Source organism: Paenibacillus sp. FSL L8-0340 (genome assembly GCF_038593145.1).
In the GTDB taxonomy this organism is placed as follows: Bacteria; Bacillota; Bacilli; order Paenibacillales; family Paenibacillaceae; genus Paenibacillus_AQ.
Genome location: NZ_CP151967.1, coordinates 7029239 through 7048557, shown reverse-complemented (window position 1 = coordinate 7048557; position 19319 = coordinate 7029239). Strand labels below are relative to the sequence as shown.

15 protein-coding genes are annotated in these 19319 nt (G+C 51.8%); 7 read left to right on the top strand and 8 right to left on the bottom strand.

What is annotated here, in order from left to right; genetic code table 11:
• Positions 1–37: 37 nt before the first annotated feature.
• Entirely contained in the window at positions 38–682 is a 645-nt protein-coding gene (locus tag NST07_RS32270) for a TVP38/TMEM64 family protein (RefSeq protein ID WP_038597638.1), read from the top strand.
• Here the strand turns inward: NST07_RS32270 and NST07_RS32265 are convergent.
• The 7 genes from NST07_RS32265 to NST07_RS32235 all read right to left on the bottom strand — a co-directional run bounded on the left by NST07_RS32265 (position 668) and on the right by NST07_RS32235 (position 11009).
• Positions 668–2179, bottom strand: coding sequence for an aminotransferase class V-fold PLP-dependent enzyme (locus tag NST07_RS32265; RefSeq protein WP_341097809.1), 1512 nt, complete (start codon positions 2177–2179; stop codon positions 668–670). The genes NST07_RS32270 and NST07_RS32265 overlap by 15 nt on opposite strands.
• Positions 2180–2355: 176 nt before the next feature.
• Positions 2356–2832, bottom strand: a complete 477-nt coding sequence (locus NST07_RS32260; RefSeq protein ID WP_038597634.1) for a DsrE/DsrF/DrsH-like family protein — start codon at positions 2830–2832, stop codon at positions 2356–2358.
• A 268-nt stretch (positions 2833–3100) separates the two neighbouring features.
• Positions 3101–4381 carry a glycoside hydrolase family 27 protein gene (locus NST07_RS32255; RefSeq protein WP_342480771.1) on the bottom strand — a complete coding sequence of 427 codons (1281 nt, stop codon included), beginning with the start codon at positions 4379–4381 and terminating at the stop codon, positions 3101–3103.
• 140 nt (positions 4382–4521) lie between these two features.
• Positions 4522–5406, bottom strand: a complete 885-nt coding sequence (locus tag NST07_RS32250) for an AraC family transcriptional regulator (protein WP_342480770.1) — start codon at positions 5404–5406, stop codon at positions 4522–4524.
• A 100-nt stretch (positions 5407–5506) separates the two neighbouring features.
• The gene (locus NST07_RS32245) at positions 5507–7648 is read right to left on the bottom strand and encodes an EAL domain-containing protein (RefSeq protein ID WP_341096969.1); all 2142 of its coding nucleotides are present in this window, start codon (positions 7646–7648) and stop codon (positions 5507–5509) included.
• 259 nt (positions 7649–7907) lie between these two features.
• The gene (locus NST07_RS32240; protein WP_341096967.1) at positions 7908–8528 is read right to left on the bottom strand and encodes an acetate uptake transporter; all 621 of its coding nucleotides are present in this window, start codon (positions 8526–8528) and stop codon (positions 7908–7910) included.
• Between the two features lie 123 nt (positions 8529–8651).
• Positions 8652–11009: an EAL domain-containing protein gene (locus tag NST07_RS32235; protein WP_342480769.1), complete on the bottom strand. Its 2358-nt coding sequence runs from the start codon at positions 11007–11009 to the stop codon at positions 8652–8654.
• A 172-nt stretch (positions 11010–11181) separates the two neighbouring features.
• On the opposite strand from NST07_RS32235, the gene NST07_RS32230 reads away from it, so the two are divergent.
• From NST07_RS32230 to NST07_RS32215, 4 genes are all read left to right on the top strand, one after another.
• Entirely contained in the window at positions 11182–12099 is a 918-nt protein-coding gene (locus NST07_RS32230) for a prenyltransferase (RefSeq protein ID WP_342480768.1), read from the top strand.
• Positions 12100–12139: 40 nt separating this feature from the next.
• A complete protein-coding gene (locus NST07_RS32225) occupies positions 12140–12913 on the top strand; it encodes a DUF6081 family protein (RefSeq protein WP_341096961.1) in 774 nt (257 codons plus the stop codon).
• Positions 12914–12946: 33 nt separating this feature from the next.
• Positions 12947–13906, top strand: a complete 960-nt coding sequence (locus NST07_RS32220; protein WP_342480767.1) for a 1,4-dihydroxy-2-naphthoate polyprenyltransferase — start codon at positions 12947–12949, stop codon at positions 13904–13906.
• Positions 13907–14002: 96 nt separating this feature from the next.
• Complete coding sequence (locus NST07_RS32215) at positions 14003–14995, top strand: Gfo/Idh/MocA family oxidoreductase (protein WP_342480766.1); 993 nt, start codon at positions 14003–14005, stop codon at positions 14993–14995.
• 187 nt (positions 14996–15182) lie between these two features.
• Here NST07_RS32215 and NST07_RS32210 read toward each other — a convergent pair whose 3' ends face one another.
• Positions 15183–16550 (bottom strand): dicarboxylate/amino acid:cation symporter, encoded by a 1368-nt coding sequence (locus NST07_RS32210; RefSeq protein WP_341096955.1) that lies wholly within the window; start codon positions 16548–16550, stop codon positions 15183–15185.
• A 286-nt stretch (positions 16551–16836) separates the two neighbouring features.
• Here NST07_RS32210 and NST07_RS32205 point away from each other — a divergent pair, with 286 nt between their 5' ends.
• The gene (locus NST07_RS32205) at positions 16837–17637 is read left to right on the top strand and encodes an ABC transporter ATP-binding protein (RefSeq protein ID WP_038597612.1); all 801 of its coding nucleotides are present in this window, start codon (positions 16837–16839) and stop codon (positions 17635–17637) included.
• Positions 17630–19288 (top strand): hypothetical protein, encoded by a 1659-nt coding sequence (locus NST07_RS32200; RefSeq protein WP_341096953.1) that lies wholly within the window; start codon positions 17630–17632, stop codon positions 19286–19288. Before NST07_RS32205 ends, NST07_RS32200 begins: the two co-directional genes overlap by 8 nt.
• Positions 19289–19319: the final 31 nt, after the last annotated feature.

Genomic DNA, 19319 nt, shown 5'->3' with positions numbered 1-19319 from the left:
GATTCAAATTTAGCAAGGATGAGGAGTGCGGGAGGGTATGTACTTTCTGGATACGGTATCATGGCTGACAGAGGAACGTCTGCGGCTGTTGCTGGAGCAGTACCGCTCGCTCGGGCCGCTGCCCGGGATCGGGCTGACTTTTATGAAATCTTTTGTACCGCCGCTGCCTACGATTGCGATTGTGGGATTAAACGGTGCGGTTTATGGCTTATGGCTCGGATTCCTGTATTCCTGGATCGGGCTGGTTGCCGGTTGTGTGACCACGTTTATGATTATCCGCAAAATTGCATCCCACCGCTATCTGCGGAAGTGGGCGCAGCGGCCAAAAGTAGCGAGAAGCATGACGTGGGTCCGCCAGAGCGGGTTCAGTTATGTCTTCCTGCTCAGTATATTTCCGGTAGGGCCTTTTGTGGTCATCAATATGGCAGCCGGGCTTGCCGGCATGCGCCTGCGGTCTTATCTGCTCGCTTTGTGTGCAGGCAAAGCCATCATGGTGTTTGCAGTTTCCTATATCGGAAATGACTTGGATCGGTTTATCCGCAATCCGTGGGAGATCATCTATGTGCTGCTGTTCATCGGTGTTTCCCTATGGTGCGTCAAGGCCATAGAGGCCCGGTTTGCCCGGGCGGCGCGGGAACAGGAGAAGCCGCTTGCCGCGGGAAATTCTTCACACCACGAATAGTCCGCTGATGTCGGCATCGGTCTCATGGTTTCCGCTGAGATGAACCCAGCTGTTTGTAGAGGCGTTATAGCGGTAATCCTGTCTCCATTCCTCTATATGGCGGACAATGCTCCGCACTGCGGAGATGATCGTTTGGACTTCACGGTCTGTCATGATGGGGTGCAGCGAAAGGCGGATCCAACCCGGCTTCAAAGACTGGTCTCCGGCCTGAATCGCGTGAATGAAATGCTGGGAGAGCTTGGCGTCAAGTCCAAGCAGATAATGTCCGTAGGGGCCGGCGCAGGAGCAGCCTCCGCGGGCCTGAATGCCAAAACGGTCATTCAGCAGCTTGACGGCCAGATTGTAATGGATGTTCTTCAAGATAAAGGATACGATGCCGTGGCGTTTGGTATGCTCACCCGCCAGGATGTAACATCCGGGGATTCCGGCAAGCCCGGTCAGCAGCTGGCGGCACAGTTCCTGTTCCCTCCGCATCATGAACTGCCCGTTGCCATTCATCTTCTCCTTCAGTTTCAGGCAGAGCGCTGTGCGGAAGGCCTGCAGGAACCCCGGTGTTCCACCGTCCTCGCGGACCTCCACTTCATCTATGTAGCGGCGTCCGCCCCAGGGATTAACCCAAACCACCGTGCCGCCGCCGGGCTCATCCGGGAGCTGGCCCCTGCAAAGCGCGGTATCGAATACCAGTACCCCGCTTGAACCGGGGCCTCCAAGGAATTTATGGGGAGAGAAGAAGATGGCATCGAGCTTCTCCAGCGGGGAGGCAGGATGCATGTCGATCTCTTCATAAGCCGCGCTGGCGGCAAAATCGACAAAACAGAGGCCTCCGTGCCGGTGCATCACCTCAGCGAGCTTGTGGTACGGGGTCTGTATGCCGGTTACATTGGAGCAGGCGGTAAAGGAGCCGATCTTGAAGCGGCGGTTCCGGTAGCGGATCAACAGATCCTCCAGTTCCCGGAGATCCATGCTTCCATCCGCCCCGGCCGGTACGGTGACCACGTCGCCGATGCCCTCCTGCCAAGGCAGCAGGTTGGAATGATGCTCCATGTGGCTGATGAAGATAACCGGGCGTTCCTCTGGAAGACAGAGGTAATGATCCCGCATCCATTCCGGCAGCTTTAGGCCCATCAGCCGCAGCAGCTTGTTCACTGCTCCGGTTGTGCCGTTGCCGCAGAAGAGCAGGGCGTCTCCCGGCCCGGCATGAACATGCCGCTTAATAATGTTCTGAGCCTCGGCATAGGCGAGTGTTATAGTTAAACCGGTCGTATTGGACTCGGTATGCGGATTGCTGACATAGGGGCCGAACGTCTCCTGCATTTTGCGCTCAATCGGCTCATACAAGCGCCCGCTGGCGGTCCAGTCGGCATACAGCAGCGGCTGCCGTCCGTAAGGCGTGGAAATAGAATGCCGGTTGCCGATGGTATGCTCGCGAAACGTTGCGAAATGCTCTTGCAGTGAAGCGGGCTCCTCCGCAGAAGAAGCGTGGTTGATGCTCAGCACAGACAATCCCTCCAGCCCGGTGATTTCTCGCAAGATACGGCTCACGCCCTCTTACAAAGGACGGCACGGCCGTTTCTTCTTGCGAATTAAGAGTGGGGTTATATTCCCAGGCTCAGTATATGCCCGCTGGAGGCAATGGGTTAAAGCCTATTGTCTGCATTCATTAAGGAGCTCCTCTAAATAAAGAGCTGCATGTCACTTTCCAGCGCATCCTTCAGATAGGTGGCCGCATCAATGATCTCCACCTCGGGCAGAAACTCCTCCGGCTTGAAGCCCATGATCTCTACGGACAGCTTGCAGGCGTAGAATTTAATGTTTTTTTTGCGGGCGCCCTTGAGAAAATGAATCAGCTTCGGCGCGCCCTGATCCTCCATCATTTCCTCCAGCATCATCCGTCCAAGACCGCTGAAGTTCATCCGCGAAAGCGGGAGGTGCTGTGGTCCCTTCGGTGTAATGACATCCATCAGCTTTTCATAAATTGTCTTATCCTCAAGTGTCATCTTCTCGGGGTCGCGGACAAGGAAGAGTCCCCAAAAGGCGAAAAACATTGTGACCTCAACCTCAATATCCCTTGCGGTATTGGCCAGAATCAACCCGGCCATCGCTTTGTCATATTCCCCGCTGAACATCAGCAGATTCATCTTTTTGCCCATCGCTGCATTCCTCCGTCACATCATAGAATGACCTTAGTATGGTTAACGTGAGGAGAAGTATGCCTGCTGTCATAAGATGTTCCAAATGCCGCTAGGCGTGTAGGGGATTGGCTCGATTGGATCTATCCTGTGACTGTCCTGAGAGGGGATGTGCTATGGCTGGTTGGATTTCCCGGCATATATCTGCAGCAAAACGGCAGGCCCGTTAATCCGGGTCTGCCGTAAGATGAATCACTTGGTTCATTCAACGTTATGACTGCAGCGGGAGCTATGTCAGACGATACAGTACTGCGCCATGCGGAGCAATCTCGCAAGCGAGCTCGTCTTGCACGGGGCCAACCTCCGCCCCGCTCCAAAGCTCCTTGGCAGTGACTGGTCTCTCAAGGCCCAGTTCTGCGAGAGTTACGCTGACCCTCTGGGTGTTTTCGCCGGTATTAAACATCGCGGCATAGCGGCACCCGGAGTCCCCTTCCGCCGTCCAGACCACGCGGTCTCCTGCCCGGCTGATGAGGCGTGCGCCGTTGCTGTTGCGGTGCATCTCCAGTACATCTGGGTTGGTCAGCAAGGAAAGGGTCCAAGCGTCGTTATCGCGAAGTTCGCCGCCGAAGAACAGGGGCGAGCGGAAGATGCTCCACAAGGTCATCATGGTGACCTGCTCATCAGGCGTGAAGCGAGTCCAGCGGTCAGCCCCGCCGCCGTCTACGGAGCGGATGCCGATATGGCCCAGCGGCAGCATATCGCAATCCGGCCAGCTGCCGGCTTCGGCTTTGCCTGCCCACGCCTCACAGCGGTCAAACATATCCAGGAGCAGGTCCCAATGATCCCAGAAGTCATCGGTGATCCGCCACATATTGGCATGTTGGCCGAGGAAATCTCCATAAGAAACCGGTGCCGGTCCCGGGGAGAGGCTTAGGATCATCGGGCGTCCGCAGTGCCGGATCGCATTCTGGATCAGCCCAATCTCGGGCTGGTGTGTATCGTACAGTCTGGACGCAGCAATATCATCCACCTTCACAAAGTCTACGCCCCATTCGGCATACAGCTCAAATAGGGAATTGTAGTACGCTTGGGCACCTTCCTTGGCAGCATCAACCCCATACATATCGGTGTTCCAGGGGCAGATGGAGTTGGGATGGGCGATGTCCCGGGCGGTCGCTCCTGAACCTTTGACCGGGGTGGCGGCATGCGCCGCCTGTCTTGGAATTCCGCGCATCAGATGAATGCCGAATTTAAGGCCCAGACTGTGTACATAATCAGACAAAGGGAGAAACCCCTTGCCGCCTTCTGCCGAGGGGAAACGGTTCACTGCCGGCATCAGCCGGGAATATTCGTCCATTTCCAGCGGAACAAAAGGACGGTACTGCGAAGAAATTGCCCCCGGCTCATACCACTGAATATCCACAACGACATATTCCCAGCCGAAGGACTTCAGGTTCGCCGCCATATATTCAGCATTTCCGCGGATTTCCTGTTCCGTAACTGCAGCTCCATAGCAATCCCAGCTGTTCCAGCCCATAGGCGGTGTTTTCGCATACTGTAAGTGACTCATTATGATGATCTCGCTCCTTAAACCCCGGAAGGGGTTGTAGAATAAACTTGCTCTAATAGATCCATCATAAAACACTTTCAAAACCCATTTCTACAGTAAAATAGTTATCTCAATAGCACAAAATTGCGCATGGCGGGAATTTAACTGAAGAACAAACGGTTATACTGGAGGCTGCCGTTTCCGGTGCGGAAATTGCCAGGCGTTTGTCCCGTCAGCTTGTGAAACACTTTGATGAAATAGCTTCCGGTGGAATATCCGACCTGAACCGCGATGGCTTCAATACTGTGGTCTGTTGTCCGCAGCAGATCCACCGCCCGCTCGATACGGATGCGGTTCAGGTATTCATTGGGTGTTACACCGACATATTTGCTGAATGTCCGCAGCAGATGGAATTTGGAAAGTCCGAGCTTCTCCGCAAGCTCTTCCTGGCCAATCATGGAGTTGTGATGGCCTTCGATAAAAGTAACGGCATCCCTAACCGCCGCCGGCCACTCCGTTTCATGGCGCGGCCCGCTGGACGACAGTCTGCCGAGCTCCATCATGAATTGATACAGCAGCGAGGAGGCGATGTAAGGATCGGTGATTTTTCCGCTATGGGCTTCCCGGGTAATATCCCGCAGCATGCGGATGGGCAGGCTTCCCGTTTCGATGACCGGCGCCGGACCGAGCTTGACCTTGATCTCCTCCCAGAGGGGCTGTACCAGCTGCGGCCTGAAGAGCAGGAAATAAAACTCCCACGGCTGGGAACCGCCGGGATAATAATAGCTGTGGCTGCTGGGGATTTCCGCCAGAAATGCCCGTCCGGAGCTGATTTTGAAGCTCTCGTGTTCCGTGCTGAATACCCCTGCGCCCTCAACTGTATATTGGAAGAGTAACAGGGGGCCGTCACGTCGCTCCATTCCATTCCAGTGGTAAGAAGCATTACTTACAATCTCATGCCCGACTGCAAAGAGGTTGCAGAGCGGCAACTGCTCCGGCTCGCTAAAGCGGAAGCCATACACCCCTAAGGCCTTTTCATTTTTCACAGAATCCCACCTCCGGTAGTGCTTACTTATTATATATAGTACAGAAAAAGCTCCCCAAAGGGAGCCTGAGACATACGGTACAGTATCTTCCCGGGCAACATCAGGAAGCAAGCTTGAAGATCTCATCCGCAGGAAGCGGAGGGAAGTAAAGAAATCCCTGGATATAAGGGCAGTCATGCTTAATCAGGAACTGGGCTTGTTCAGGCGTCTCTACACCTTCCGCAATCAGGTCATAACCAAGCTGGGAGGCGACATAAACAATTGACTTAATAATGGTCTCATCAATGGAGCTGACACCAATGCCGGTAATGAAGGTGCGGTCAATCTTGATCTTGTTGACAGGGAAATGCTTCAAATAATTCAGTGAAGAATATTTGGTGCCAAAGTCGTCAATCGAAACGACAATCCCATGGTCGCGCATCTGCTGCAGCAGCGGATAATGCTCCTCGAGCAGGGCGGTGCTTTCTGTGATCTCGAATTCCAGCATATTCGTCTCCAGCCCATATTGCTCAAGCACGCCAAGCAGGTTCTCTATCAGATTCCGGTTATAGAACCAGCTGTTGGAGATGTTGATGGATGTCCGCAGCAGCGGCATGCCCATCGTTCTCCATTCGCAGAGCTGGCGGCATACTTCCTGCAGCACCCAGTCGGTGAGCTGAATCATTAGCCCGGCGTCTTCCACAGCAGTGATGAAGGCTCCGGGCCCGATCAGCCCCTTCTCCGGATGGTTCCAGCGGATCAGGGCCTCCATACCAACCATTTGGCCGGTGACGGCATTGATCTGCGGCTGATAATGGAGCACGAATTCTTCACGCTCCAGCGCGGAATGCAGATACTTGGAGATCATCGTTTTCTGCTCCAGCTTCTCGCGCAGCTCCCAGTCAAACACGAAATAATTGCTGTCTTCCTGTGACTTCGCCTGATACATGGACATGTCGGCGAATTTCAGCAAATCCTCCTTGTGGAGGGAATGCTCCGGATAAAGAGAGATCCCTATGCTGGTTGAGAGACTTAAATATGCCCCGGCAATCAGCAGTGTTTCAGAGATCAGCAGGCTGATATGCCCGGAAATTTCAGGGATCTGCTCCCGCGGCAAATCGGAGAAGATCATTACGAATTCATCGCCGCCGGTACGCGCGAACAGCTTGAAGGGCAGGCCGCTGTCCTTCAGCCGGCAGGCCAGTGTTTTGATGACCTGGTCGCCCGTGGAGTGGCCGAGGGTGTCATTGATCTCCTTGAACCTGTTTAGATCAAAAAAGAACAGCGTATAGGTCTGCGCAGGTTCGGCGCATTGCAGCAGCCGTCCGAATTCATCCATGAAGTAACGCCGGTTCGGAATTTCCGTCAAACTGTCATAATGGGCAAGTTTTTCATATAGGCGTTTGGATATTCGGAGATCCCGGGTGCGGATATTGACCACGCGCTCCAGTTCGCGGTTGAACCGGTCCTGATGCCAGAAGATATACAGAATAAAGGCCATAACGAGCAGAAAGGAAATGTCGATCCACAGGACGCTGCGGAAGATCTCCCATTTCTTGTGCGAAGAAAAGGGGATTCCCATCAGCCAATGCTGATTTTTAATTTCAATGGGAACCGTGACCTGCTCTTCGTTCCCGTGGGCTTGATTGCCAAATAAAAAGGTATGGTCTTCATCTGTTACATACATGGGGGAGTCTTTAAACAGCAGCTGGTTCTCAATATCATTGATCTTCAGTGTGACGGAAACGATGCCGGAGAATGAGTTGCCGTTATAAATAGCTTGCCTGATTACCATGCCGAAGGCACCCTGGGCAAGTACCCGGGGACCGTCCACCGTAATGCCCCGGGAAGTGATCGTTTCTTGAATCAAACCGGGCGAGGACAAGTCGGGATCGAGCAGGAGACTTTTATTAAGAATCGCTGTATTGCCTGAGAGAGGATAGAGATAACGGATGAGGCCGTCCGGAGCGATCATAATATTCATAATATTGCTTGAATTGTTATAAGCCTTCATTAAATATTGATTAATAAGCGCTGGCTCAGCATCAAAGCCGACCGTTTGAATAAAGGAACTAACACCTTTGACAATCGAAACCTTCTCTTCAATGTTCGATGATAACATGACTGCCTTTGAGGACAAGCCGGCTTTTTCAGCCCGGTATTCCCGGTTCACTGATAAGGAGTAATAATAGAACAGAGAGAGCTGCAGCACGACTAAGAAGCCGAGGATGATCGTTAAAGGCTTTTTATTAAAGAAAGCCATGGAATGCCTCCGATACCCGAAATTCAACATTATATTAATAACTCATTAGAAGCTGTTCCAGCACCGCAGAAAAATGTCGAGATATGTCGTGGGTGTTTCTTTAGCATGTCATTTTTATCGCCTTTGTGCAAGGAAAAACCTAACAAGAACCCCGTAAAATCCAAAACGGATAAATACGTTCCGCCTAAAGGCAGCCTGTATTTATCCGTTGCTCTAGAAATGAGTACATTATGGACTTTGTGCAAGTGAAGAGACGGGATTATTTCTTGAAAATACCCAGTGGTGCACCGATTGGCAGGAACGTGCGGCCGAAATGAGCGTTGAGCACAGATGCACCGCAGCCGTACAGTGATACGATACCGATGGCCAGTTCCGATACGGCAGCCAGCTTGTGGAAGAATTCCGCAGCCACTCCGAACGCATCAAAGGTCAAGCCGAGGAACAGGAAATCGATCAGTATAAAAATAACAAGCAGCACTCTATTGGCTTCCACAGCGCCAAGGGTCATGAACAGCGTGAAGACCAAATAACCCGCAAAAACAAAGCCGAGCTGTTTGGGATCAACGCCTTCTGCCAGAACCGTACCGAATACACCCAGCTTGATCAGCCAGCTTCCGGCCATGCCGAACCAGAAGAACGCATAAGCGCCAAAAGCGGTCATCCCGAAGGTGTTGTTGTGTTTGGCATCCTGGATAGAAGCGAACAGCTGGGCGAAGGCTCCGAGGAATATAGCCCATGGAATACAGTAGCTGAGACCTGTTGTAATTTCGAGCTTTTGTGAAGAAGCGACCAAGGTGACGATAGCCAATCCGAACAAGCCGATGGCGCTGGGGTCGGCAGTGACGATTTTGACGGATTGTGTTTGCGGTTGCGCTGACATAGCAATTAAAGCCTCCAATTTTCATAAGTGTTCGCATAGGATCACAGCACCCGGAAAGGGGTGCTGTAATCAGCTTGCCTATCATATCATATCGTTTTGAGCTTGCCTACAAAAAAAGAGTGCTCATTTACTGTGGTAAAGGAGATTATTTTGCGTTAAAAAGTCAGGGATATCCTGGAATTTTACCGGCCTGCTTATATAGTAGCCCTGCAGCTCATCACTGCCCAGGTCGCGCAGCATGTCGAACTGCTCTTTCAGCTCGATTCCTTCGGAAACTACCTGCAGTCCAAGAGTATGGCTAAGCTCGATAATAGCCTTGATCAGCACGTCACCCTGCGGGCCCAGTGTCATCTCGGAAACAAAAGAACGGTCGATTTTGATTACATCAACGGGAAAGCGCCGCAGGTAACTGAGGGAAGAGAAGCCTGTGCCAAAGTCGTCCAGGGAAATGCGGAAACCGTGTCCCCTGAGCTGTTGCAGTGAATGGAAAATATTGTCACCCGACACCAGCACGCTCTCCGTAATCTCCAGCTCCAGGCATGAGCTGGGCAGCCCGTATTCATGGAGCAGCTCCAGCAGCAGCTCAGACAGTCCCGGCTGCATCAGCTGCATGGCGGAAATGTTGACCGCCACGGTCAGCTCCAGCCCATTCTGCCGGAAAGTACGCAGATCGGAGCAGACCTGCCGCAGCACCCAGCTCCCGATGTTTACAATAGAGCCGCTGGTTTCGGCGAGCGGGATAAACTCGCCGGGCGAGATAGGGCCGTATGCAGGGCTTGTCCAGCGCAGCAGCGCCTCCAGCTTCGAAACCTTCAGGTTGCCGGAACTGAGGATCGGCTGATAATGGACTTCAAATTCATGATTCACGGCTGCGGAGAGCAGCAGCTGGGAGAGTACATTTTTGCGGCGGATACTTTCTTCAAGATCCTCAGAGTATTGAAAAATATTGTTGCGGCCTGTTTCTTTGACATGGAACATGGCCAGATCGGCCTGTTTGACCAGAAAGTCGGCGTCTTCGCCGTTCTGCGGATAGATGCTGACGCCAATGCTGGCCGTATTGTAGAGGAGATGTCCCTGTATGCGGTGGGGCAGCGACAGCGTCTCCCGTATGCGTAGCAGCTGCTCAGAAATGCTGTCCGAATCGGGGATATCGGCGAGCAGGATCGTGAACTCATCGCCGCCCAGACGGGACACCACATCACAACGTCCGATAACTTGGGAAATCCGCAAAGCGATCTCCTTCAGCATGGCATCACCAAAGTCGTGGCCGAGTGTATCGTTTACGGTTTTGAAGTGATCCAGATCAATAAATACCAGTCCGAGCTGTCTGCCGGTTCCTTTAATTGAAGCAATCGCTTCATTAAGCTTCGCGAAGAACAGCGAACGGTTGGGCAGCTGAGTCAGAGGGTCAAGCATTGCTTGCAGCTGCAGCTCTTCCTGCGCCTGCTCCAGGGAATCAATCATCCGGTTAAACTCCTGCTCCACATCGCTGAATTCGTCTTTGCCGGAAGGGCCAATCCGGATGGATAAATCCTTGCTTCTGCCGATAGCCCGGATATTCCGGGTCAACAAGGAGATTCTTACGAGGATAGATTGATTGACGAAGAGGAGACTGGCCCCGCTTATTAGCATAGTGACGGCAAGAAAATACTGTTGGAAGCTGTTAATCGACTGCAGTCCGCTTACGTAGATCTGACGCGGATGCTTAAGGGTGAGAACCACACCGGGGTTGCCGAACAGGTCGTATATAGTTGTGTGAATGGACATTACATTGTTCGAGGCAGGGCTCATCCAGATATTGCTTCCGTTGCTCTCCGCGAGTCTGCCGGAGTTCACAGGGTTGATCTGGATGGTGGACGCTGCCTCATTCCAGATCTCTGTGAGCTGCTCCTGCTGCAGCATTCTGCCGGCTACTGCTGTTCCAACAACCGGTTTCGTTTTGCCGCTGTTTACAATAGGGGTCAGGGTGATCAGCATAGGGCCTTTATCCAGTAATACAATGCCGCTTGTGCTATCCTCTGCGCCGGATAATTTCGGAAGCCGTTGATGAATATCCCTGAACAAGGTGATGATCTCCGGTGTTAGCGGAGATAGATTGCGGGAGTCCGGATTGTAGGTTTCCCCGTACAAGGGGGTACCCGAAGGGTTCAGCAGGGCCATCATATCAAAATGGTTAATCTCATAAGTTGTCCGGCTATAGTTACTGCTTAGGTAGGCGTCACTAATAGAATCTGCGGGGTCCGTGGATTCCGCAAACCGGTAGGATTCATCCCAAACCGAATATTTAAGCAACTGGGTCTTCATATTCTGCAGCTCATTCTGATAAGAGGAGACGGCATTCTCCAGCTTATCCCGCAGTGCGGCTTCATCCAGCTTCTCGAAGCGGCCCAGCAGAATCAGGTGCAGGAGCAGATAAGTCAGCCCTAAGCCGGATAGGGCCACGACACAGATGAAGATCACTATTTTTTTGCGCAGCTTCATGTTGCTCCCCTTAGTATCTATAGAATTTATAGGAAATAAGTACCATTATAACCAGTGTACCATGATTAGGGAATATTTTGCAGCGCTTTTCTGCCCTAACTGTCGAAATTTGATGTATAATAATTAAACAATAATAATTATCACATTATAATAGAAGGGGACCACCTTGGGCATGAATAAATGGACATTTTTTAAGAAAGCTACACGGTTTGGAACCATCCCAGTTATGCTCATACCGGTTGTCTTGGGAACTGTCGGGGCATATGTATGGGAGGGAGAGTTCCATCCGTTTTTGTTTGTTATAACGATCATCGGGGCAATATCTGCGCATCTGTTCTCTAACATGGTGAATGATTTATGGGACTTTCGCAACGGAACTGATATGGAGGCAAAAAACACACCGGGGATGATTTCCACAAACTCCGGTTTTTTGTCCGGAGGTCTGCTCTCGGAGACCGTTTTCGCAGTATTGACCTGGAGTTTGCTTGCAGTCGCCGTGCTTTGCGGCACGGTGCTCAGTATTTATAGCGGCTGGGAGATTCTCTGGTTTGTAGCGGCAGGGGCACTTATCGCCTATTTCTATGTCGCTCCACCACTGCGTTTTGGGTACCGGGGCAAGGGTTACAGTGAATTCGCCATTTTCGTTGCGTTTGGCATTATGCCTGTACTCGGCTCTTATTTCGTGCAGACTGGCGAATTCAGCCTGAAGCCGGTGCTGCTTTCGGTTCCGGTTGGACTTCTGACGACGCTGCTGCTGTTCAACCATCATTTTCTGCACTGGAAAGCGGACGAGCAGGCAGGCAAGCGTACGCTTGTTGTCGTTTGGGGAGAGCGCAAGTCGCTGATCTTCTCGCGTGTGCTGCTTTATATGTCCTACGCTTCTCTGATCGTCTGCGTGGGCTTTGGCGTGCTTCCGGTTTATGCGCTGCTTGCACTGCTCACTGCGATTGCGCCGGTGCATGTATACCGCGGCCTGCAGCCGCAAAATGCCTCGCCAGCCTATCTGCCGCTGATGGGCGCCTCCCAGCAGGCCTCCGTGCGCTGCGGTGCAATTATGGCGGTAGCGCTGCTGCTTCAAGGCTTTATGTAAAAATTGCTGAACATTAGATGATAGAAAGAGAGTGAACCCCATGGACAAGAACAAAACAAGCAATGAAGATGCACAGGCTGCACAGTATAACCCGACCATACTCGGAGACTTTCATACTATTCTGTCGGAGGGCAAGGTCTGGAAGACCGGAGGATTCACCTTGCCGGATGGTTCTTTCTGGGCTTACCGTGAGCCGGAGGCTGTTGTGATTGTGCGCAATGGCTACCTTTATGTGCGGGCCCAGCTGTCCCGCCAGAACAACCATGTGCAGATTCTCGACAATGCCAAGCATATGTATTATTCGGCTCAGCCGGTCGAGGTGCCGGAGAGCGGAGAGGTCAGCTTCGAGCTGCAGATTCGCGCCCGCACACAGGGTACGGCACCCGGAGACCTGTATGATGGTTATGTTTCGCTGAATCTGCTTGATTTCACGACGGGTGCGGCGCTTGATTTCTTTGCCGGAAACGACAAATATGCCAGCGTCTACGGAGTTCTGCCTTTCCCGGGCGTGCAGGTTCCTGAAACCGGGGGAACGAAATACTTCTGCATTTTCAAGGAAGATACGGACTTCAAACCGCGTGAATTCAACACGTACAAGATAACCTATAACCGCGGGAACGATGAGGCTGTGTTCTATGTCAACGGCAAAGAGGTGCGGCGCGAGCAGCATGTGCCGATCAAATTCAACAGCTTCACTGTAGCACTGGGCATTATGACCGAGAAGGACCTCACGCCCGAAGGCAGTGTGTCCGCCCATGGCCAGACAGTCATCGCCGAATGGTCTCCGCTGACCATAACAACATCCGCACAATAACCGTGCTTATTTGACAGATGAGGGTGGATCACCTTGAATGTAAAAAGTTTCCTGAGATTTGTAGAGCTGCCGACCAAGGTGGCTAGTGTTATCCCGTTTCTGCTCGGGTCATTGTATGCTCTGTACCGGTTTGAGGATTTTTATCCTCTGCGTTTTGCGCTCATGTTCGTGTCCCTGCTGAGCTTCGATATGGCGACAACGGCAATTAACAACTATTACGATTTCAAAAAAGCGGCCAAAACCCACGGCTACGGCTATGAGACCCATAATGCCATTGTTCATTACAAGCTCAAGGAAAGTACTGTGGTGGCGACGATTATCATCCTGCTGGTGCTGGCGGTTGGGGGCGGGATTGCCCTTGTCTCCCAGACTGGTCTGATCATATTTTTGCTCGGCGGATTGTCCTTCCTGATCGGGATCTTGTATTCATTCGGGCCGATACCGATCTCGCGGATGCCGCTGGGTGAGCTGTTCTCCGGCCTGTTTATGGGCTTTGTCATCATCTTCATTTCGGCTTACATCCATTCCGACCAGAGTGTTGTTACCCTGCTGTTCCGGGAAGACTGGATTGATCTGCATATCAACTTTGTGGAGGTCCTGTATCTATTCTGGTTTTCGGTGCCGGCGATTCTGGGAATTGCCGGAATCATGCTGGCGAACAACATCTGCGACATTGAGGATGATATGGAGAACCGCAGGTATACACTGCCCGTCTACATCGGCCGCAGCAATGCGTTACTGCTGTTTAAGCTTCTCTACTATGTCTCCTTTCTGGATTTGATCGTGCTGCTGCTGCTTGGCGTCCATCCTGTTCTGGTTGTGCTGCTGCTGCTGACACTGATCCCGCTGCGCCGCAATATTGCCCTGTTTTATAAGAAGCAGGAGAAGGCGACGACCTTTATCCTGGCAGTCAAAAATTTCGTGCTGATGAGCATGGCCCGCGTTATTGTGCTTGGAGTGGCCGTTGTGCTGGATATTTGGATTACCTCATAACATCATCCTACCTCTGTAAATAGAGATAAACCTTATTCTATGATATGGTGTCTATAGGTATAAATAGACAATCTAATACAAGGAAGGTGTACAGCTATGGCGCAGAAACTTCGTTGGGGAATTATGGGATGTGCCCAGATTGCCACAAATTCGGTCATGCCGGCTATTCAGGAATCGGAATCCGGCATCATCGCAGCAGTAGCGAGCCGTGGACTGGAGAAAAGCAGTGCCGTGGCTGCGGAGTTTGGGATAGAGAAGGCCTACGGTAGTTATGAGGAGCTGCTTGCGGATCAGGATATTGATGCGGTCTATATTCCGCTTCCGAATCATCTTCACCGGGAATGGGTCATCCGCGCTGCGGAAGCTGGCAAGCATGTGCTCTGTGAGAAGCCTATTGCGCTTAACAGTGCTGAGGCGGCAGAGATGGTGGAAGCATGCCGGAAGGCCGGTGTTCATCTGGCTGAGGCCTACATGTACCGGCATCATCCGCGGATTGCCGAGGTGCAGGACATTATCGCCCGGGGAGAAATCGGTGAGCTCCGGTCAATCCGCGGAACATTTACATATAATGATGCCGGGGATACGACGAATATTCGCTTTAAATCGGCTTGGGGCGGGGGGTCTTTGTACGATGTCGGCTGTTACCCGCTCAGCGCGGCGCGTATGCTGTTCGCTGCGGAGCCGGAAGCGGTAACGGTACAAGCGATGTTCTCCCCGGAGCATGACAATGTGGATATGATGGCTTCAGGTCTGGTTGAGTTTCCAGGCGGAGTAAGCCTGATCTTCGACTGCGGGATGTGGGCCTACAACCGCCAGCTACTGGAGTTGCTCGGCACGGAGGGCCGGATTGAAATTCCGATGCCGTTCAATGCGAGATTTGAGGATGCGGAATTCATCCTGCATACGTGCGGCGAATCGAAGGTGATCGAAGCTACCGGCGCAAATCCTTATGTCTGGCAGGCCGATAATTTTGCGGCGGCCGTTTCCGGGGTTAAACCCAGAGTAGCAGCAGATGATCCGGTGCTGAATATGCGGCTGATTGAGACCTGCCTCGATTCTGCCCGCCGGCGGGAACGGATTCTGCTGTAATTTTTGTTGCACACATAAACGGCTGCGCTGTCCTGATTCAAGGACGGCGCAGCCGTTTTTTTGGAAAGATATGAATTTATATGTTTCACGCTATAAATTATCCTTCTATTTCTCGCTGAAACGGATGCCGTTCTTTTGAGGACGGCGAAGCCGTTTGGACTTGGGTGAATACAGGTCAGACACTGAATTATACGGCGGATGCAATAAGCTCATCTTCGTCGTTGTTGTTATTGAAGGCATCCCGGTCGAACTCTCCTTCGGAGTTGGCGACCAACAGGGCGGTGACGGTTGTACCGGTAGCATTTACAGCTGTGCGGCCCATGTCGATCAGCGCTTCCACACCGGCGACGATTGCGATACCTTCAAGCGGCAGGCCCAAAGCGGTAAGTACGACTGTTGTCGAGATCACTGCGGGTCCGGGCACACCGGCAACTCCGATCGAGGAAATGATGCTGACAAAGACCAGCAGAATATAGTCAGTCAAGCCAAGATCTATTCCGAATACCTGTGCAGTGAAGACAGCAACAATGGCCGGCCAGATCCCGCCGCAGCCGTTGAAGTTGACTGACGCCCCAAGGGGAGCGACAAAGCTGGCGATCCGGGGAGAAATATGCAGCCGTTTTGTAATAACCTCAAGATTAACCGGAAGTACAGCGTAGCTGCTTCTGGTTGTAAAGGCCACGGCAACGGTGGGATAAATTTTGCGGAAGAAGCGCAGCGGATTGACCTTGGCCACAAAAAATACGAGCCCGCCAAACACCAGCACAAAATGGATAATCAGTGCGACGTAGGAGGTTATAATTACACTTCCCAGCTCCTGCAGCGTTTCCCAGCCATAGCGGGCAGTGATGCCGGCGATAAGTGCAAAGACACCGTAAGGCGTCAGACGGATGATGAATTTAACGACCTGATGCAGCACCAGTGTCAGCGATTGAATGAGGTCACGCACAGGCTTTACGGACTCTGCATTTTTCGATCCGATCTTGATGATGGCCACTGCAAGGAAGATTGCAAAGATAAGCACCGGCACAACCTTGCCTTCAGCCGCTTCATTGATCGGGTTGGAAGGCACAAGGTCAAGAATGACCTGGGAGAAGGCCGGAATTTCACGGGCGGTGAAGTCGGCCGGCACATCCTGCTGAATGCCGTTTCCCGGGTTGAACAGCAGTGCAACCAGTAGTCCTATTATTGAAGCAATACCCGTTGTTCCAAGGAACCAGGCAAAGGTCTTGAAGCCGATCTTACGCAAATATTCCAGATTGGTCAGCGATGCAATACTGTTAAGCACCAGAACGAAGACCAGAGGGACAACCAGCATGCGGATTAGACTGACATAGATGCTGCCGAAGGTGGTGATAGCCTTGGTGTCAAACTCCAGATTCTGAAAAAGGATGCCGACGACCAGACCAATTGCCAGAGCTACAATGACCCGCGTACCAAACCCGACTCGCTTGCGGGCCAACAGGAAGAGTACCCCGAATACAAAAATCGATACAACAAAGCCATACCAGTTGCTTTCGATGGCGGTGATCAAGTTGTTGTCGATAGTAGACATTTTTAATAATACCCCCTAATCTAATTGGTTATATAAGAATTAATGTGGGATAAATATACTGGAAGTTCCGCTGTACTGTCAATCCCTTTTTAAAAGATAAGAATTGTAATTTTCACGTTGTTCGTAGTCCTAATATACCCCCAGTTTTCTTGTGAATGTATAAGTTTACGGGTTACTTGTTGCGATTACTCACATGAGGAACGTTGTAAAATTTGATAGAATAGGAATAGTATTGAAAGTTTGTCTTGATGATTTAAAAGAAAGCCGATTCGAAAGGAGATTAACAATGGGGCTATTGGAAGAGCCGGTCATCTCAATATCTGGCTTATGGATGAATTACAGTGACAGAATGGTGCTGCGGGGAATCGATCTGGAGGTTCACCGGGGGCAAATCATTGGCTATATCGGACCCAACGGGGCGGGCAAGAGCACCACGGTCAAGATCATGCTCGGATTGGTAGAGGGTTACAACGGTACGGTGAAAATTTTTGGCAGAGACATCGCTGACGGAGATACTGCCTACAAAAGGCGGATCGGCTATGTGCCTGAGGTTGCAGAGCTGTATGACAGCCTGACCGCGAGGGAGTATCTGACATTCATCGGCGAACTGTACGGCATGAAGCAAAAGGATGCCGATGAGAAGGCGGAAAGGCTGATGGGTCTTTTAAACCTGGAGAGGGCCTACGACATGCGTATCGCCTCCTACTCCAAAGGGATGAAGCAAAAGGTGCTGCTGATTTCCAGCATGCTGCATGATCCCGACATCTTATTTCTTGATGAACCGCTCAGCGGGCTGGATGCCAACAGTGTAATGATCGTTAAAGAAATCTTCGCCTCACTCGCGGCACGGGGCAAGACTATCTTCTATTCCTCGCACATTATGGATGTGGTAGAGAAGATCAGCAGCCGGATCATCCTGATCGACGGAGGAGATATCGTAGCAGACGGCAGCTTCTCGCAGTTGAAGGAGCAGAACAGGGAAGGCTCGCTGGAGGAGATCTTCAATCAGCTGACCGGATTTGACCAGTACCGGGATATCGCCGGTGAATTTGTAGCGGTCATTGCTGAGGGTGCTCCGCATGAATGATTTCTTTGTATTGAAGCTGCTTGACCGGCTGCAGGGAGGCTTCAAGAGAATCGGTGTCGATTATGGTATGCTGCGCAACATTCTTCAAGTAAAGCTGACCATGGACGGAAGGCGGACGCCGACGGTATTTGCGGGATCACAGAACAATAAGCAGGAGACCGAGGGTTCGCCGTTCCGGGTGCAGTGGTTTTATTTACTGATCGGTTTGATGATGATTTTCATCGTTATTCCCAAGGGAAATTATATCCTGATGATGAGTATGCTGTTTAGTGTGGTTATGTTCATGATTATGACAACACTGATCTCCGACTTCTCCTCGGTCATGCTGGATCTGCGGGACAAGAATATTTTGTTCTCCAAGCCGGTGAACCGCCGGACCTTGAGCATGGCGAAGAGCCTGCATATTCTCATTTATTTGCTGACAGTCACGCTGACGTTTACGGGACCGTCACTGATCGCTTCGATATTTATCCAGGGAGTGCCTTTCTTCCTGCTGTACGCTGCTGCGGTCATTCTGATGGACTGCTTTATCCTTGTATTTACCGCGTTGCTCTATTTATTGATCCTAAGGGTCTTTGACGGGGAAAAGCTCAAGGACATCATCAACTATGTCCAGATCATTTTATCCATTGGAGTTACGGTGGGCGCCCAGCTGATTTCCCGCTTGTTCAACATCACTGAGCTGGGTGTTACTTTTAAAGCGGCCTGGTGGAATTTTCTGTTCGCCCCGATCTGGTTCTCTGCTCCGTTTGAGCTGCTGATTGCCGGGAAAAAGAGTGCCCATCTTGTGGAGCTGGCCCTGCTTGGCCTTGTGGTGCCGCTGATACTGCTTGCGGCATACATCAAGCTGATGCCGACATTCGAACGGAGTCTGCAGAAGCTGGCGGAGCAGGGCGCTGCGGGCAAAGATAATGGACGCTTGTCCCGGCGGCTGTCTGCGATTGTATGCCGGAACAAGGAAGAGGGGATGTTCTTCCGGTTTACCTGGTCCATGATGAAAAACGAACGGGATTTCAAGCTGAAGGTATACCCGTCCATAGGATTGTCGCTGGTCTTGCCCTTTATCTTTATATTCAACCAGGTGTGGAGCGGAGACATGGAGGCGGTCAGAGGCTCCAAAGCTTACCTGTTTGTTTATCTCAGCGCAATGCTGGTGCTGACTGCTGTGCAAATGCTGCGTTATTCGGCCAGCTATAAGGGCGCATGGATTTATAAAGCTATTCCACTGCCCGAGACGGCCGCGGTGTACCGCGGGATGCTTAAGGCGGTGCTGCTGCGGCTGCTACTGCCATTGTTTGTCTTGGAAGGAGCGGTATTCGTCTGGCTGTTCGGAGGCCAGATCATTGTAGATTTGTTCGCTGTGCTGCTGGCCTCGCTGCTGTATACCGTCATCTGCCATCGCATGATGCCGCAGGCGCTGCCCTTCTCTGAGAAATATGAAGCTGCCAAGCAGAGTGATTACAAAGGGATTTCCTTTGCCTTACTGTTTATATTAATGGGATTTGCCGGGGTTCATTATGTGTTCACCTTGTTCTTCCCGGGAATTTACATCTATTTGGTAATTTTGGCAGCTCTCAATTGGTGGGTTTGGCATATTTCCTTCCCCCAAGCCGCTCCGCGAAACGGGAAGCTCCCAACTCTCGGCGCTTGAGGCAGCAGGCAAATATGGACATTTTTTGCCA

What these genes read in the sequence shown, in the direction of transcription:
- NST07_RS32215 (WP_342480766.1), top strand. Translation starts at nt 14,003, where the DNA reads ATGGCGCAGAAACTTCGTTGGGGAATTATGGGATGTGCCCAGATTGCC.
- NST07_RS32200 (WP_341096953.1), top strand. Translation starts at nt 17,630, where the DNA reads ATGAATGATTTCTTTGTATTGAAGCTGCTTGACCGGCTGCAGGGAGGC.
- NST07_RS32225 (WP_341096961.1), top strand. Translation starts at nt 12,140, where the DNA reads ATGGACAAGAACAAAACAAGCAATGAAGATGCACAGGCTGCACAGTAT.
- NST07_RS32230 (WP_342480768.1), top strand. Translation starts at nt 11,182, where the DNA reads ATGAATAAATGGACATTTTTTAAGAAAGCTACACGGTTTGGAACCATC.
- NST07_RS32260 (WP_038597634.1), bottom strand. Translation starts at nt 2,832, where the DNA reads ATGGGCAAAAAGATGAATCTGCTGATGTTCAGCGGGGAATATGACAAA.
- NST07_RS32245 (WP_341096969.1), bottom strand. Translation starts at nt 7,648, where the DNA reads ATGGCTTTCTTTAATAAAAAGCCTTTAACGATCATCCTCGGCTTCTTA.
- NST07_RS32205 (WP_038597612.1), top strand. Translation starts at nt 16,837, where the DNA reads ATGGGGCTATTGGAAGAGCCGGTCATCTCAATATCTGGCTTATGGATG.
- NST07_RS32270 (WP_038597638.1), top strand. Translation starts at nt 38, where the DNA reads ATGTACTTTCTGGATACGGTATCATGGCTGACAGAGGAACGTCTGCGG.
- NST07_RS32210 (WP_341096955.1), bottom strand. Translation starts at nt 16,550, where the DNA reads ATGTCTACTATCGACAACAACTTGATCACCGCCATCGAAAGCAACTGG.
- NST07_RS32235 (WP_342480769.1), bottom strand. Translation starts at nt 11,009, where the DNA reads ATGAAGCTGCGCAAAAAAATAGTGATCTTCATCTGTGTCGTGGCCCTA.
- NST07_RS32255 (WP_342480771.1), bottom strand. Translation starts at nt 4,381, where the DNA reads ATGAGTCACTTACAGTATGCGAAAACACCGCCTATGGGCTGGAACAGC.
- NST07_RS32240 (WP_341096967.1), bottom strand. Translation starts at nt 8,528, where the DNA reads ATGTCAGCGCAACCGCAAACACAATCCGTCAAAATCGTCACTGCCGAC.